At 65.0% G+C, this 15408-nt stretch carries 14 protein-coding genes and 1 riboswitch; of the genes, 7 read left to right on the top strand and 7 right to left on the bottom strand.

Annotated elements, in window-relative coordinates:
• The first annotated feature begins 73 nt into the window (after positions 1-73).
• Positions 74-200, top strand: a riboswitch (TPP riboswitch).
• Positions 191-1816, top strand: a complete 1626-nt coding sequence (gene thiC, locus ACQPZ2_RS04620; protein WP_433524447.1) for a phosphomethylpyrimidine synthase ThiC — start codon at positions 191-193, stop codon at positions 1814-1816. Its footprint overlaps the riboswitch before it by 10 nt.
• A 114-nt stretch (positions 1817-1930) precedes the next feature.
• Here thiC and ACQPZ2_RS04625 read toward each other — a convergent pair whose 3' ends face one another.
• Positions 1931-3316: a lipase family protein gene (locus ACQPZ2_RS04625; RefSeq protein WP_433524448.1), complete on the bottom strand. Its 1386-nt coding sequence runs from the start codon at positions 3314-3316 to the stop codon at positions 1931-1933.
• Between the two features lie 96 nt (positions 3317-3412).
• On the opposite strand from ACQPZ2_RS04625, the gene ACQPZ2_RS04630 reads away from it, so the two are divergent.
• Entirely contained in the window at positions 3413-4099 is a 687-nt protein-coding gene (locus ACQPZ2_RS04630; RefSeq protein WP_433524449.1) for a TetR/AcrR family transcriptional regulator, read from the top strand.
• A 3-nt stretch (positions 4100-4102) separates the two neighbouring features.
• Here the strand turns inward: ACQPZ2_RS04630 and fahA are convergent, their stop codons facing one another.
• From fahA to ACQPZ2_RS04645, 3 genes are all read right to left on the bottom strand, one after another.
• The gene (gene fahA / locus ACQPZ2_RS04635) at positions 4103-5278 is read right to left on the bottom strand and encodes a fumarylacetoacetase (protein WP_433524450.1); all 1176 of its coding nucleotides are present in this window, start codon (positions 5276-5278) and stop codon (positions 4103-4105) included.
• Positions 5275-6531 carry a homogentisate 1,2-dioxygenase gene (locus ACQPZ2_RS04640; RefSeq protein WP_433524451.1) on the bottom strand — a complete coding sequence of 419 codons (1257 nt, stop codon included), beginning with the start codon at positions 6529-6531 and terminating at the stop codon, positions 5275-5277. Before ACQPZ2_RS04640 ends, fahA begins: the two co-directional genes overlap by 4 nt.
• 136 nt (positions 6532-6667) lie before the next feature.
• Positions 6668-7294: a TetR/AcrR family transcriptional regulator gene (locus ACQPZ2_RS04645; protein ID WP_433524452.1), complete on the bottom strand. Its 627-nt coding sequence runs from the start codon at positions 7292-7294 to the stop codon at positions 6668-6670.
• A 139-nt stretch (positions 7295-7433) separates the two neighbouring features.
• Between ACQPZ2_RS04645 and ACQPZ2_RS04650 the strand changes: the two genes are divergently transcribed.
• Entirely contained in the window at positions 7434-9356 is a 1923-nt protein-coding gene (locus ACQPZ2_RS04650; protein ID WP_433524453.1) for an acyl-CoA dehydrogenase, read from the top strand.
• Between the two features lie 230 nt (positions 9357-9586).
• Here ACQPZ2_RS04650 and ACQPZ2_RS04655 read toward each other — a convergent pair whose 3' ends face one another.
• Genes ACQPZ2_RS04655 through ACQPZ2_RS04665 form a run of 3 tightly spaced genes read right to left on the bottom strand, consistent with a single transcriptional unit; the run spans position 9587 to position 12030 of the window.
• Positions 9587-10402 carry an exodeoxyribonuclease III gene (locus tag ACQPZ2_RS04655; protein WP_433524454.1) on the bottom strand — a complete coding sequence of 272 codons (816 nt, stop codon included), beginning with the start codon at positions 10400-10402 and terminating at the stop codon, positions 9587-9589.
• Positions 10403-10457: 55 nt separating this feature from the next.
• The gene (locus ACQPZ2_RS04660) at positions 10458-11447 is read right to left on the bottom strand and encodes an N-acetylglutamate synthase, CG3035 family (RefSeq protein WP_433524455.1); all 990 of its coding nucleotides are present in this window, start codon (positions 11445-11447) and stop codon (positions 10458-10460) included.
• Positions 11440-12030, bottom strand: a complete 591-nt coding sequence (locus ACQPZ2_RS04665) for a peptide deformylase (protein WP_357476583.1) — start codon at positions 12028-12030, stop codon at positions 11440-11442. Before ACQPZ2_RS04665 ends, ACQPZ2_RS04660 begins: the two co-directional genes overlap by 8 nt.
• Positions 12031-12216: 186 nt before the next feature.
• On the opposite strand from ACQPZ2_RS04665, the gene ACQPZ2_RS04670 reads away from it, so the two are divergent.
• The 4 genes from ACQPZ2_RS04670 to ACQPZ2_RS04685 all read left to right on the top strand — a co-directional run bounded on the left by ACQPZ2_RS04670 (position 12217) and on the right by ACQPZ2_RS04685 (position 15322).
• Positions 12217-12558 carry a DUF3263 domain-containing protein gene (locus ACQPZ2_RS04670; protein WP_433524456.1) on the top strand — a complete coding sequence of 114 codons (342 nt, stop codon included), beginning with the start codon at positions 12217-12219 and terminating at the stop codon, positions 12556-12558.
• A 227-nt stretch (positions 12559-12785) separates the two neighbouring features.
• Positions 12786-13346, top strand: a complete 561-nt coding sequence (locus ACQPZ2_RS04675) for a LytR C-terminal domain-containing protein (RefSeq protein WP_433524457.1) — start codon at positions 12786-12788, stop codon at positions 13344-13346.
• Positions 13347-13476: 130 nt separating this feature from the next.
• On the top strand, positions 13477-14163 hold the full coding sequence (gene sodC / locus ACQPZ2_RS04680) for a superoxide dismutase[Cu-Zn] (protein ID WP_063044908.1): 687 nt from the start codon (positions 13477-13479) through the stop codon (positions 14161-14163).
• Between the two features lie 13 nt (positions 14164-14176).
• Positions 14177-15322 (top strand): glutamate--cysteine ligase, encoded by a 1146-nt coding sequence (locus ACQPZ2_RS04685; protein WP_433524458.1) that lies wholly within the window; start codon positions 14177-14179, stop codon positions 15320-15322.
• Positions 15323-15408 lie beyond the last annotated feature (86 nt).

Below are 15408 nucleotides of genomic sequence, written 5' to 3' on the forward strand. Positions count from 1 at the left end.
GCGCTTCGCTGTATGTTCCTCCGATCGCCGGGCGGGGCGCGGACGTGGAAAGGTATCGTCGGGCGGGAAAATTTCACACACCAACGGGGGCTCGCACCAGCGGGCTGAGAGGACGGCTAGCCCAATTCGGGCGTTCAGGGCCGTCGACCGTATGAACCTGACCGGGTAATGCCGGCGTAGGGAGGATATCATGGGCACACCTGTAGATTCCGTGACCACCGGTCCGATCGAAGGCAGCGTCAAGCACTACCAAGAGGTCGATGACCTGCGCATTCCGGTGCGCCGGATCAATCTGACCAATGGCGAGCACTTCGACGTCTACGACACCTCGGGCCCGTACACCGATGACACGGCGTCCATCGATCTGGAGGCCGGGCTACCGAAGCTGCGCGACAGCTGGACCAAACCCGGGGTCGACGGTCCGCCGACCCAGCTGGCCTGGGCGCGGCAGGGCATCATCACCCCCGAGATGCGCTTCATCGCCGCGCGCGAGGGCGTCACGCCGGAGCTGGTGCGTGACGAGGTCGCCGCCGGTCGAGCGGTCATCCCGGCCAATCACAAGCATCCGGAGCTGGAGCCGACCATTATCGGCAAGAAGTTCCTGGTGAAGATCAATGCCAATATCGGCAATTCGGCCGTGTCCTCCTCGATCGCGGAGGAGGTGGAGAAGATGGTGTGGGCCACCCGCTGGGGCGCGGACACCATCATGGATCTGTCCACCGGCAAGAACATTCACGAGACGCGCGAATGGATCCTGCGCAACTCGCCCGTGCCGGTCGGCACCGTGCCGATCTATCAGGCGCTGGAGAAGGTGAACGGCGATCCGACCGCGCTCACCTGGGAGATCTACCGCGACACCGTGATCGAGCAGTGCGAGCAGGGCGTCGACTATATGACCGTGCACGCCGGTGTGCTGCTGCGCTATGTGCCGCTGACCGCCAAGCGGGTCACCGGCATCGTCTCGCGCGGCGGATCCATCATGGCCGCATGGTGTCTGGCGCATCATCAGGAGTCGTTCCTGTACACCAACTTCGCCGAACTCTGCGAGATCCTGGCGCGTTACGACGTGACCTTCTCCCTCGGTGACGGCCTGCGCCCCGGCTCCATCGCCGATGCCAATGACGAGGCCCAGTTCGCCGAGCTGCGCACGCTCGGTGAGCTGACCAAGATCGCGAAATCACATGGCGTGCAGGTCATGATCGAGGGCCCGGGGCACGTGCCGATGCACAAGATCGTGGAGAACGTGCGGCTGGAGGAGGAGCTGTGCGAGGAGGCGCCGTTCTACACCCTGGGCCCGCTCGCCACCGATATCGCACCCGCCTACGACCACATCACCTCGGCCATCGGCGCGGCCATCATCGCCCAGGCGGGTACCGCGATGCTCTGCTATGTCACGCCCAAGGAGCACCTTGGTCTGCCCAACCGCGACGACGTCAAGGTCGGCGTGATCACCTACAAGATCGCCGCGCACGCCGCTGACCTCGCCAAAGGTCATCCGCACGCCCAGGACCGGGATAACGAGCTGTCCAAGGCGCGGTTCGAATTCCGCTGGCGCGACCAGTTCGCCCTCTCCCTCGATCCGGATACCGCCCGCGAGTACCACGACGAAACCCTTCCCGCCGAACCCGCCAAGACCGCTCACTTCTGCTCCATGTGCGGACCGAAGTTCTGCTCCATGCGCATCTCCGCCGATGTGCGGGAATACGCCGCGCGCCAGGGGCTCACCGAGACGGAGGCGCTGCAAGCCGGCATGGCGGAGAAGTCCGCTGAATTCGCCGACCACGGCGCACAGGTGTATTTGCCGGTCGTGTCGTAAAAATGGCGATAGCCCCGGACCAACTGGTGGTCCGGGGCTTCCCTTGGAAGGTACACGAAGAATCCGCCGCTCAGGAGTGGATTCGCACAAATTGGTGCCGAGGGAGTTGCGTGATCAGCGTTCGCGTGGGCCGATCGGGAAACCGAGGGCACCGAAGGTGGCGTTCAAATTGATCTCTATCTGGGTGAGCAGGGCGTTGAAATCGGCGAGCATGGAAACCACGTTCTCGGTGCGACAGCCGACCTGATCCGGCGCATCGGGAGCCAGGCGGGACTTCAGCCAGTTGAAGGTATCGGCCATGCCGAGCGATGGAAGGCTCAGGTGTTCGCTGAGGTGGTCGCGTTTGTAGACGATCGACGCACCGTCCGCGCACCACTGCTGGTTCAGGCGATCGGTGGTCCAGATCGGGACGGCCTCGTCCAGGACGCCCTGGTAGATGAACAGCGGCGCGGTCGGGGTGTGTTTGCCGAGGACGGTCGCGTCGAATACCTCGCGGACTTCCGGTAGCGCGAGGTACTGCGCGATCGGAATCGTCAGAATCCGTTGGTAATCGGTGAACATCTGGGTCAGTGCATTGCGTGGCAGGCACTGTGAGTTGGTCCGGTTCATCAGTGCCTTGCCCTCGGGCGTCAGATACTGATCGGTCGCCTCGCGAAACTTGGGGTAGGCGTTGTAGAGCGAGGAGACGCCGATGCCGATGAGGCTGGAGAACATGGATCCGTTGACGTGCAGCAGGGATTCGACATCCGAAACCGGCGCACCGAGCGCGGCACCCTTCACGTTCAGCTCCGGCGCATAGCTCGGCTGCATCTCGGCGGCCCAGCCGCTGCCCATGCCGCCGCCGGAATAACCCCACAGCGCCACCGGGGTATTCGCGCCGTCGAGGCCGAGCGGTTCGAATCGCTCGGCGGCTCGGATGCCGTCGAGGGTCATATATCCAGGCTCTTCGGCTACCGCGAGATGTCCGTCGAGGCCCTCGTAGTCCGGCACCGAAATGGCCCAGCCCTGGCTGATCAGTGCGGCGATCGCGATCAGCTCGCTCTGTGAGTGGATGCCTTCGACGCCAGGCAGCCCGGCGCCCTGCTGCAGTACGAACGACGGCGAGCAGGCGATGCTGGCGCTGTCGTAGTAGAACTGCAGCGAGACCAGCGGACGCGACCGGTTCGGATCCGCGCCCGCGGGCAGGATCACGGTGCTGACGGCGGCGGTCGGCTGTCCGAACAGATCGGTGCTGCGGTAGAGCAGCTGCCATGTGCGCACGCTCAGCGGAAGTACGGTCAGCACCGCCAGCTGCACCTCGCGCGAGCGCAGAATCGTGCCGAGTTCCTGCGTCTCGAAGCCCTCCGGCGGTTGATAGAACGAATCCTGTTGCGGCACAGGCACAGCGGTGGCGGGCGTGGTCGTGACGCCTGCGACCAGCAATGCCATCGTCATTGATACCAGCGCGGCCACCACGCGCAATCCGCGCCGACGTATCGGATCCTCATCGATCACTGCCACGTCTGTCCCTTCCTCATCGACGTGACAGTGATTACAACACGACTTCCTATTACCAACAAGAAGTCTTTCTGAAACTGCTCCGGCTATGGTCGAGGTATGACCCGCAGCAAATCCGCCGCGCGGCCCGATCCGACTCCGGCGCGGCGCCGCATCCGTGGTCTCGATGCCGAGCAGCGCAGCGCGCAACGGCGCAGCCAACTGCTCGACGCGGCCACCGAACTATTTGCCGAGCAAAGCTTTTCGGGTACGTCGATCGAGCAGATCTGTCAGCGCGCGTTCGTCGGGACCAAGGGTTTCTACGATCATTTCGACAGCAAGGAAGCGTGCTACGTCGCGCTGCTCACGCACATCACCGAGCAGATTCAGCAGCGGGCTATCGAGGCGGCCACCGCCTCCGCCGAACTGCCATGGCCGCAGCGCGCACAGGCCATTATCGCGGCCTTCGTGCACGCCATTGCCGATGATCCGCGGCTGGCCAAGGTGACATTCGGCGAGGCGGGCGGCATCTCACCCGCGGTGGAGAGGCAACGGCGCGGTAATCGGCGCTGGTCGGCCGCCTTTCTCGATCAGCAGTGGTCGGGCGCGGCGGCATCGGATCCGGAGGCGCAGCGCAAGCGAATCGCTCTGGCGCTGGCGACTATTGGCGGCATGTTCGAACTCGTCGCGGACTGGCTGCACCATCATGACGACGGTGGCGCGCCCGATACGGTCGATACGCTGATCGAGGATCTGCAGCGGTTCATCGCCGTTGTCGACGCGGGCGCACGTACTGCCGTGCGTTGAATCTCACTCGCGCGCATGCCAGATGCGCCCGCGGACCTCGCCGAGGCCGATACGCCGCGCATTCGCACCCCGGGCCGATGCCGTGATGACTACCTCGTCGCCGTCCTCCAGGAAGGTCCGGTGCAGCCCGTTCACCGTGACGGGTTCGGCTCCACCCCAGGACAATTCGATGAACGAACCGCGCTGGTCCGGTTCCGATCCGGAGATGGTGCCGGAGGCGTAGAGGTCGCCGGTGCGCGTGGCAGCGCCGTTCGCGGTGAGATGGGCCAGCATCTGCGCCGGTGACCAGTACATCCGGGAATACGGTGGATGCGAGACGGTTTGGCCGTTCCAGTGCACGGCCAGGTCGATATCGAGTCCCCACCGCTGGCTGCCCCGCAGGTAGGGCAGCGGCTCGGGTTCTTGCTTCGGCAGCCGAATGCGGGCGGTCTCCAAGGCGGCCAGCGGCGTTATCCAGGCCGAGAGCGAGGTCGCGAAGGACTTGCCGAGAAACGGTCCGAGCGGCTGGTACTCCCAGGCCTGGATATCGCGTGCGGACCAATCGTTCACCAGCGCGACGCCGAAGACGTGCTCGGCGAACTGGTCGATGTCGATGGGTGTGCCGAGTTCGGATCCGACTCCGACCACGAATCCGAGCTCGGCTTCGATATCGAGACGTCGCGAAGGTCCGAAAGCCGGTGTGCCGGAGGTGGTTCGGAGTTGGCCGTGCGGCCGCACGACCTCGGTCCCCGAGACGACGACGGTGCCCGCGCGTCCGTGATATCCGACCGGCAGATGCCGCCAATTGGGCAGCAGCGGTTCGGCATCGGGGCGGAAGAGCCTGCCGAGGTTCGTCGCGTGGTCGATGCTGGCGTAGAAGTCGACATAATCACCGATCTCTACCGGCAGCTTGGTGCGCACATCGTGCAGTAGATGCACGGCCTCCCTGGGTATTTCGTCATCGATCAGCTCGCGGATCCGGTTGCGCACCTCCCGCCATCGACGTGGCCCTGCCGCCATGAAGGCATTGAGGCTCGGCTCGGCGAATACCGGATCCTCCAGTGCCGCGGCGAGATCGATGACTTGCTCGCCGAGTCGCACGCCCACCCGGAAGTCCTGGCCCTCCGGCGCGAAGACGCCGTAGGGAAGATTGTTCGGACCGAAGAGGGTGTTGTCGGGAACCTCGATGCGGGTCTTCATGCGGGCCCACGGCGCTGATTCGCGTGCGGGCGCTGATTCGGTTGCCGGTGTCCGTCGGACTGCGGTCCGCGACCGGACCAGGTCCACGCATATCCGGGATCCTCGCAGGCCAGCGCGCCTTCGCCGAGTTCGAGCGGTCGGAAGGTATCGACCATGACCGCGAGTTCATCGAAGAAATCGATGCCGATGCTGCGCTCATACGCGCCCGGCTGCGGACCGTGCGCATAACCGCCGGGATGTACCGATACCGAACCCTGCCCGATGCCGGAACCCCTGCGTGCCTCGTAGTTTCCGCCGCAGTAGAACATGATCTCGTCGCTGTCGACATTGGAGTGGTAGTACGGCACCGGAATCGATAGCGGGTGGTAGTCGACCTTGCGCGGTACGAAATTGCACACCACGAAATTGATCCCCTCGAATGCCTGATGGGCGGGCGGCGGCTGGTGCACCCGGCCGGTGAGCGGTTCGAAATCGGCGATATTGAAGGTGAGCGGATACAGGCAGCCGTCCCAGCCGACCACATCGAACGGGTGCGTCGCATAGATCATCCGCGTACCGACCACCTGACCGCCGGGTCGATGCTTCACCAGCACCTCGATATCGGTTCCGGTGGCGACCAGCGGTTCCCCCGGCCCGTGCAGATCCCGCTCGCAGTACGGCGAATGTTCCAGCAGCTGACCGAATTTCGAGAGATAGCGCTTCGGCGGCGTGATGTGGCTGGCTGCTTCGATCACATACGCGCGCAGCGGTTCCGGGCCGCTCGGTAGCCAGCGGTGCGTGGTCGCGCGTGGAATCAGCACCTGGTCGCCCTGCCGCGCGGGGACGGTGCCGAAGACCGTTTCGACAACGGCCGCACCGGATTCCACGTACACCAGCTCGTCGCCGATGGCATTGCGGTACAGCGGTGAGGCACCCTTGGCTACCACATAGGAGATCCGCACATCCGCATTGCCCAGCAGCAGTCGACGGCCGGTAACCGGATCGGTTCCCGCCGGTGTATCGCCGGGGAAGAGGTTGTGCAGGCGCAGATGTCGATGGCGCAGTGGATGATTCGGGGTGAGGGTCTGGTCCGGCAGCTCCCATACCGTCGAATCGACGATGGCGGGCGGCAGGCCTCGGTGATACAGCAGCGAGGAATCGCCGGAGAAGCCCTCCTCGCCCATCAGCTCTTCGTAGTAGAGCCGTCCCCGGTCGTCTCGATGCTGGGTGTGCCGCTTCGGCGGCACCGCTCCCACCTGCCGATAGAACGCCATGACCGCACCTCCGGCTGGACCGCTGGATTTGCTTCCATCGTAGTGCCGGAACGGCCGGTACGGTGGACATTTTGTCGGTCCTCTGCCGCCTTCTGCGGCATTTCGCCTAGCGATGGGGTGAAGTGCTGAACAATTGTCAGGCGTGACGCAATGCGCGGTACACGGCCGCCCCGACAAAGGCCCCGAGGCTCTGCGGATCCCACCCGCCCTCGCCCGCCAGCAGCGTGCGCACCGCGCCTTCACCCGCGGACACCCACAGCTCGACCAGCACCGGCAACTTGCGCTGGGCGTCCTCGGTTCCCCACGCGCGCAGCGTCGGTCGCAGCAGCGTGGTGCAGCGCTCGATGGCGAGCTCGCGACCGCGCCCGAACGAATCCGCTACGGCCGGATCGGGATTGCCGTAGAGCAGCCGCCACGCATCCGGTCGCTCGGCTGCCTTCTCCAGCAGTGCGCGGAAGCCGTCGACGAATACGGTCTCGCCCGCGTCGACATCCCGGGGCGGCAGCACCTCGAGCAGTCCGCCGACCAGGAAGCTCTCCTCGCGCTGGATGAGCGCCTCGATCAACTCGACGCGATCCGGAAAGCAGGCGTAGACCACCGGTCGGGTCACATTCATCCGATCGGCGATCGCGGCCATGGTGACCGCCGCGACGCCGTGCTCGACGGCAATCGCCAGCGCGGTGTCGAGCACCTGGGGGCGACGCCGCTCGGGGCCGAGATGCTGTGCCCGCTGCCGTGGCTGCACGGCCGTCTCGCTACCCATGGGCACCAAGATATCAGCGTTACTCACCGGGTTCGCCCTGGTACCGGGCCTGAAGATCAAATTCCTACATCAGCGAACAATAATGCTACAGTCGCGAATGAAGTGCCGGGTTCATTGTCCGATCAATGAGGAGTCATCGATGACCGAAACCCTGTTCAACCCGAAGACCTGCGAATTCGCCGAGTTCGACGCGGAGACCCGCAGGCTCCTGCGCGCCACCGTGGAGTGGTTCGAGGCCAGGGGGAAAGCGGCGCTGAAGCACGACGATCGGGAGCGGATCTGGTACGCCGACTTCCTCGATTTCGTGAAGCGGGAGCGGGTCTTCGCCACCTTCCTCACCCCGGCGGCCGAGGCCAATGGCGATCCGAACAAGCGCTGGGATACCGGTCGGATCGCGATGATGAGCAAAATTCTCGGCTTCTACGGCATGTCCTACTGGTACGTCTGGCAGGTCACCATTCTGGGGCTCGGCCCGATCTGGCAGAGCGAGAACAAGGCCGCAAAGCAGAAGGCCGCCGCGCTGCTGGATTCCGGTGAGATCTTCGCCTTCGGACTCTCGGAGAAGGAACACGGCGCGGACGTCTACTCGACGGATATGGTGCTCACACCCGAGCCTGGTGGCGGCTATACGGCTTCCGGCAGTAAGCATTACATCGGCAACGGCAATCTGGCCGGGATGGTGTCGGTATTCGGTCGCCGGGCCGACAAACCCATCATCGACAGCGCGAAGGCGCTGGAAAGCAAGCCGACGCAGGAGGATTACGAGGGGTATCTGTTCTTCGTTGCGGACAGCAAACACAAGAACTACAAGTTGCGCCGCAATGTCGTTGACAGCCAGATGTATGTGGCGGCCTTCGATCTGGAGAAATATCCGGTCGCCGAGCAGGACATCCTGCATCGCGGCGAGGATGCTTTCCACGCCGCGATGAATACGGTCAATGTAGGCAAGTTCAATCTCGGATTCGGCGCGGTCGGCGCCTGTGAACACGCCTTCTACGAGGCGATCACCCACGCCGAGAACCGAATCCTGTTCGGGCACCGGGTAACCGAGTTCCCGCAGGTGCAATCGCTGCTGGCCGATTCCTACGCGCGGCTGCTCGGTATGAAGCTCTACAGCGAGCGCGCCATCGACTACATGCGCTGCGCATCCCCGGACGACCGCCGCTACCTGCTGTTCAATGCGATCGAGAAAATGACCGTGACCCGGCAGGGACAGCGGATCACCGAGGATCTCGCGGATGTCATCGCGGCCCGCGGTTTCGAAAACGATATGTACTTCCCGATGGCTGTGCTCGGGCTCTTCGGACTGCCGCGGCTAGAAGGCACCGTGCATGTGAATATGGCGCTGTCGCTGAAATTCATGGCCAACTACATGTTCCATCCCGCCGATGCCGGATTGGTCGCGCTGCGTTACCTGCCCGGTACGGGTGTCGCGCCCAAGGGGACGGTTCGGGCGGTTTCCGGTGCGCTGAGCTGGTCGAGCCGCAAGCTCACCCCGCGCGCCGGTGCGGCAGTGCCCAAACTGCGCGCCGAATTGGCCAGTGCCAGTTATGATCCCGTGCCAACCCGCCGCGATGCCGCCGACGACGAATTCCTGTTCCGGCAGGGCCCGAGCAGCGGCCTCGGCCGAATCCGCTTCCGCGACTGGCGCCCGGTCTTCGAAAAGTTCGCGCACGTACCGAACGTCGCCCTCTTCCTGGAACAGGCCCTCGCCTTCCAGACTCTCCTGGCCGCCGCCGCACCGACCCCGGCACAACAGCGCGATGTAGATTTCCTCTTCGCCATAGGCGAACTGTTCACCGCGGTGCCCTACGCCCAGCTCATCTTGGAGCAGGCCGAAATCGAAGGCACCACAACGGATGTGCTGGACCAACTCTTCGACGTCTTCGTCCGCGAATTCTCCAAGAACGCCCTGACCCTGCACACCAAACCCACCGCAACCAAGTCCCAACAGACCCGAGCTCTAGACCTCGTCCGCCGCCCGATCCCCTCCCGCCCGCGATTCGACCAGGTACTCACACAGGCACGAGCCCACGCCGGTACCTACGAGATGAACCCCTAGTCCGAAGGACTCGAGACCCGCGCGCCGTGCGTCATCACCGCCTGCGCGGCGGCTGGGTCCGGCGACAGGCTGCTCGTCACCAAACATGTGTGATCGCGGGTGTGGGGTGATGAAAGCACCTGTGCCGCGACGCTCGGCGCATTATTGTCCGTGTGTGGCCGTCGCCCGAGAAGCACTCATGACGACAGCGGAGTTCGAGGAGCTTGCCGCAGCGCTGAGAATTCCGCTCCCTAGTCGGTGAATTCGGCGATCACCGGGGCGTGGTCGCTGGGGCTCTTGCCTTTTCGTTCCTCGCGGTCGACAAACCCGTCCACTGCGCGGTTAGCGAGTGCGGGGGAGGCGAGGATGAAATCGATGCGCATGCCTTCTTTTCGGGGGAAGCGCAGTTGGGTGTAGTCCCAGTAGGTGTAGACGCCGGGGCCGGGGGCGTAGGGGCGCATGACGTCGGCGAAGCCGGTTTCGACGATGGCGTTGAAGGCGTCGCGTTCGGGTTGGGAGGTATGGGTTTTGTCGGCGAAGAATTCGACGGACCAGACGTCGTCGTCGGTCGGGGCGATATTCCAGTCGCCGACCAGGGCGATCTGTGCCTCCGGATTCTCGGCGAGCCACTCGGCGCCGTTGGCGCGCAGGGCGGCAAGCCATTCCAGTTTGTAGGTGTAGTGCGGGTCGTGCAGGGTGCGGCCGTTGGGGACGTACAGGCTCCACACCCGCACTCCGCCGCAGGTCGCACCGAGTGCGCGCGATTCCACGATCGGGGTGCTGATCAGCGATTCGGCCGCATCCTTGTCGAAGCCGGGCTGGTCCGGGAACGCGGCCGCCACATCGTCGAGGCCGATGCGGGAGGCGATGGCGACACCGTTCCACTGGTTCAACCCGATATGGGCGACCTCATAGCCGAGTTCGTCGAAGCGTTCGAACGGGAACTGGTCGTCGCGGCATTTGGTTTCCTGCATCGCGAGCACATCGATGTCCTGGCGGTCGAGAAAGTCCGCCACCCGGTCGAGGCGGGAGCGGATCGAATTGACGTTCCAGGTCGCGAGACGCACGGATGCCTTCCTTCGCAATGGGCTATAGGTCTGTTGTACCGCAGGAGAAGTAGGTTCAGCGAGAGCCGTCCGGTGCGGCATAGCGGTAGGTGTGGTGGTCGAGGAAGCCCAACTGGTGATACATCGCGAGGGCCGGAATATTTTCGGCCTCGACCTGGAGGTATGCATGGGTGGCGCCGCGGTCGGCGCCCCAGCGGATCAGCTCCGCGCAGATCAGCGAGCCCAGTCCGTGCCTGCGGTGTTCGGCCGCCACCGCGACGCAGGTCAGGCCGATCCAGCGGCGGCCGTCCGGCGCGGTGGTGAGTGCGCCGCGGCCGATCGCGATGGGCTGCGGCAATCCGAGCGAGGCGAAACCCACCTCGCCGTCGTGCACGGCCGTGAGCACATGCACCACCGGCGGCGTCGAAACAGGCTGCGTCGCAGGATCTTCGCCGCCGTAGCGGTGCATCGACAACCAGGCGTCATCGGGTGCGGGCACGATGCGCACCATCCGTGGTCCCTGCGGCAGTACGAAATTCTCGATATCGATCGCCAGCAGCTTGGTTTCCCGCCAACTCCGCCAGCCCGGCGGCAGCGAAGCGAGCCGATCCGGCAGCGCGATCTGCACCGGCAGCCCATGCGCGGTGTACCACTCGCCGATCCGTTGCAGCGTATCCGCGCCCAGCGCCGCCGGACCGTCCGAGCTGCCAAGCGGCACAGCGGAATTGGCGCGGTTGGTATAGCCGTTTCCGGCCCGCAGTAGCCAGCCGTCGATCCAACCCTGTTCGATACCGGGCCAGCCGTAGGCCGCCGCGGCTTCCAGCGCCCGAATCTCCCTGGTGCGAATCGGCCTCGGCCCCAACGCTTTCAGCGCGACCACGCGATCCACCGCGACCGCGACGACCTGCCCGTCCGCGGCTCGCACGGTAGGCGGATCCAGCGAAACCAGTTCCCCGATCACATCTGTGAGCGGTTGTGGATAACCCGCAGGCAACCGGTACCGCAGCACCACGCGCCGACCCAACTGGATATCGGGCAGTAACGAATCACCCGCAGGATCAGTCATCGTGTCCGAACGGGTCGGGCACGGTACCCGGAATCCAGCTGAGTCCCGGTGTGCCCCAACCGTTCCGCTTGATCGCCTTCTTGGCCGCGCGGGCATTGCGGCCGATCAGCACATCCACATAGAGGAATCCGTCGAGATGTCCGACCTCGTGCTGCAGCATGCGCGCGAAGAAACCCTTGCCCTCGATCTCGACCGGTTCGCCGTGCTCGTCGGTTCCGGTGACGCGCGCCCATTCGGCGCGGCCGGTGGGGAACTGCTCACCGGGCACCGACAGGCAGCCCTCGTCATTGTCATCGGGATCCGGCATGGTCTCCGGAATCTCCGAGGTCTCCAGCACCGGATTGATCACCGCGCCCTTGCGTCGGACGGCCGAGCCGTTGGCGCCGACATCGGGGCAGTCGTAGACGAACAGCCGCAGCGGCACGCCGACCTGGTTCGCGGCCAGTCCGACGCCGTTGGCGGCATCGAGCGTCTCGTACATATCCGCGATCAGCTCGGCCAGTTCCTCCGGCGTCTGGGTGACCTGCTCGGTCGGATTGTGCAGAACCGGGTCACCGACGATCACGATGGGGAGGATTGCCATGGGGGCAATTATTGCCGATGGGCTCGCAGGGGTCGCAGCCGCCGCGATCGCGGGTGGTCGAGACTCGCTACCGACCGGTAGCGAACACGCCGCGACGGTGCTGGGGCAATCCCACGGCCCGTGGTTGAATGATCCGCGACGTACAAGCATCATTTTCCTCTGGTGGTCACTCGGCGAGGGAGCAAGATGGACGGCGCAGCGGCTCGGAATCTTTCCGGGATCCAGGACGGCCCTTCTGCGAGCGAAGATGTCACGGCAGCCGAGCAAGTCGATGGTGACGGCCTCAGCCGTCGCGAACACGACATCCTGGCCTTCGAACGGCAGTGGTGGAAGTACGCCGGGGCTAAAGAAGAGGCCATTCGTGAACTGTTCGGCATGTCGCCGACCAGGTACTACCAGGTACTCAATGCGGTAGTGGATCGGCCGGAGGCGCTTGCGGCCGATCCCATGCTGGTGAAGCGGTTGCGTCGACTGCGGGCGAGCAGGCAGAAGGCGCGAGCCGCTCGGAGGCTCGGCTTCCAGGTATGACGCGCCACCGTAAAAGCGGACCCTGCGCAGAGACCACAGGGGACGGTTTGCGGATAGGGTCATTAGCGTGAGCGAGCGTCAGCGAGTGAACCGTCAACACAGCGCGCCGTGGCGCACGGCGGAGCCGAGCGCCAGCGAGGCGCAGCCGTGAGCGAGCGTCAGCGAGTGAATCAAAGGCACAGCGCGCCGTGGCGCACGGCGGAGCCGAGCGCCAGCGAGGCGCAGCCGTGAGCTACCCGAATCCCACCTCCGGCGGGCCGCCGTTGCGCGCGCTGGCGATGGTGTTGATCGCGCTGGCCATCGTTTTCGCGGGCCTCGGCGCGATGTCGTTATCGAGTTCGGATTCCGATACCTCGGGGGCGGGTGATCCCTCGAGCACGACGAGTCGGTCCGCCGCCACCACGGCGGTCGCGACGACCAACGCGCCGGTGCAGACCACGAGTGCGGCACTGACCAGTTCGGCGCCGGCCACCACGAAGCCGTCGACCACGACGTCGTCGCCGACGACAACCACGGCGAATCGCGCTGTCCCGGTACATGTTCTGAACAACAGCACCATTGTCGGACTGGCCTCGCGCACCGCGGGCGAGCTCACCGCCAACGGCTGGACGGTCGCCGAGGTAGGCAACTATCCCGGCCCCAATCTCACGAATACGACTGTGTACTACGGCAATAACCCCGGCGAGAAAGAAGCCGCACTGGCCATAGCCGATGAACTGGGCGCGACCGCCGAGCCGCGCTCCGGTGGGTCGGGTTCGGGCGTGACGGTGGTTGTCACGGGCAACTGACCAGTCCGGGGGCTCGCGACACGGCCCGGTCACGGGTGCGACACGGCGGGCGTGGCATCATCTTGTCCGGTAACGAACGTGTCCACCCAGCTTTACTCGTAAACTCGGTACTCGTAAAGGAGTTCCCCCGATGGCCCCGTCCACAACTCGTCGCCCGTCCTGGCGCACTGTGACCCCGGTGCTCGCTGTCGCGGTCTTCGGCCTCGCCGCCTGCTCGAACAGTCAGGAGTCGAGCGACGTCCAGGGAACTACGCCGCCCGTGTGGACCGGTGCGTCCGCCCCGCCTGCCGGTGAATCCGGCACCGAGACGGGCGCCCCGAATGCCAACACCGGGGTGAAGGTCGACCTCAAGGACCCCGCGGGTTCCTCGGTCGCCGTCGCGAACATCACCAAGGACGGCAACCACCTGCAGGTCAGCATCGAGGCGCACGGCTTGCGTCCCGGCTTCCACGGCCTGCACATCCACCAGGTCGGCAAGTGCGAGCCCAACTCGGTCGCGCCCACCGGCGGACCCGCGGGTGACTTCCTGTCGGCCGGCGGCCACCTGCAGGTCGGCAGCGCAAACGCCCATCCGGCCAGCGGCGACCTGACCTCGCTCGAGGTCCGTGCCGACGGTTCGGCCAAACTGGTCACCACCACCGATGCGGTGACGCTGGACGACATCAAGGGCAAGGCCCTGATGATCCACGCCGACGCCGATAACTTCGGCAATATCCCCAACCGTTATGTCCGCGCCGACGGCGTTGCCGGCCCGGACGACACCACACTGGCGACGGGCGACGCTGGCGGTCGCATCGCCTGCGGTGTAATCCAGTAGCAAGGTCACCGATATGGCCGGGACAGCAATCGCGCGGGTTCCCTTCCCCGGGTCGCCCCGGCCGACCATCGGTATCGAATGGGAGATCGCGCTCGTCGACAAGGTGACCCGCGATCTGTCGAATACCGCTGCGGCCGTATTCGATTCGCTTGGTGACCTACACGCATACGACGGAACCCCGCAGGTCACCAAGGAATTACTGCGCAATACGGTCGAGCTCGTCACCGGTGTGCACAACACCGTGGGCGAGGCGGTCGACGATCTGCGCGGCACCATGGATACCGTGCGCCGTGCCGCCGATCCGCTCGGCGTCGATCTGTTCTGCGCGGGCACCCATCCGTTCGCCCAGTGGTCGGCCCAACAATTGACGCGCTCAGCGCATTACGACGAACTGATCGATCGCACCCAGTGGTGGGGCCGCCAGATGATGATCTGGGGCGTCCATGTGCATGTCGGAGTTTCGCACGGCGAGAAGGTTTTTCCGATCCTCAACTCGCTGCTGCTGTCGTATCCGCATCTGCTGTCGCTGTCCGCGTCCTCGCCGATGTGGGCGGGCGCCGATACCGGCTATGCCAGCAACCGGACGTTGATGTTCCAGCAGCTGCCCACCGCCGGTCTGCCGTTCCAATTCGAAAACTGGACCCAGTTCGAGCATTTCGTGCACGACCAGATGAAGACCGGGGTTTTCGAACAGCTCGGCGGCATGCACTGGGATATCCGGCCCGCACCGAAATGGGGCACCATCGAGGTGCGCGTCTGCGATGGGATCTCGACCCGTGCGGAGCTGGCGGCCATGGCCGCACTCATCCACTGCCTGATCGTCGATCTCGATCAGCGCCTCGACAACGGCGAGACGCTGCCGACCATCCCGCCGTGGCATGTCCAGGAGAACAAATGGCGCGCGGCCCGCTACGGCCTCGACGCGATCGTCATCGTGGACGACGACAGCAATGAGCGGTTGGTCACCGATGATCTGATGGATCTGCTGCAGCGGTTGGAGCCGACCGCCAAGCGGCTCGGTTGTGCGGACGAACTCGCACTGGTGGCGGAGATCCCACAGCGCGGCGCGTCGTACCAGCGGCAGCGCAAAGTGGCCGCGAGCACCCAGGGCGATCTGGTCGCGGTGGTCGATGCCCTGGTCAAGGAGTTGGACCAGTAATTCTGCCTGGTCGAAAGGTCGGCTGACGTTCAGCTGGTCAGGGGGATGGCGTTCATTCGCCGTTTACTATGGTCGACGTGCTGGTC

It is taken from the genome of Nocardia pseudovaccinii (genome assembly GCF_050942345.1).
Taxonomy (GTDB): Bacteria; Actinomycetota; Actinomycetes; order Mycobacteriales; family Mycobacteriaceae; genus Nocardia; species Nocardia pseudovaccinii.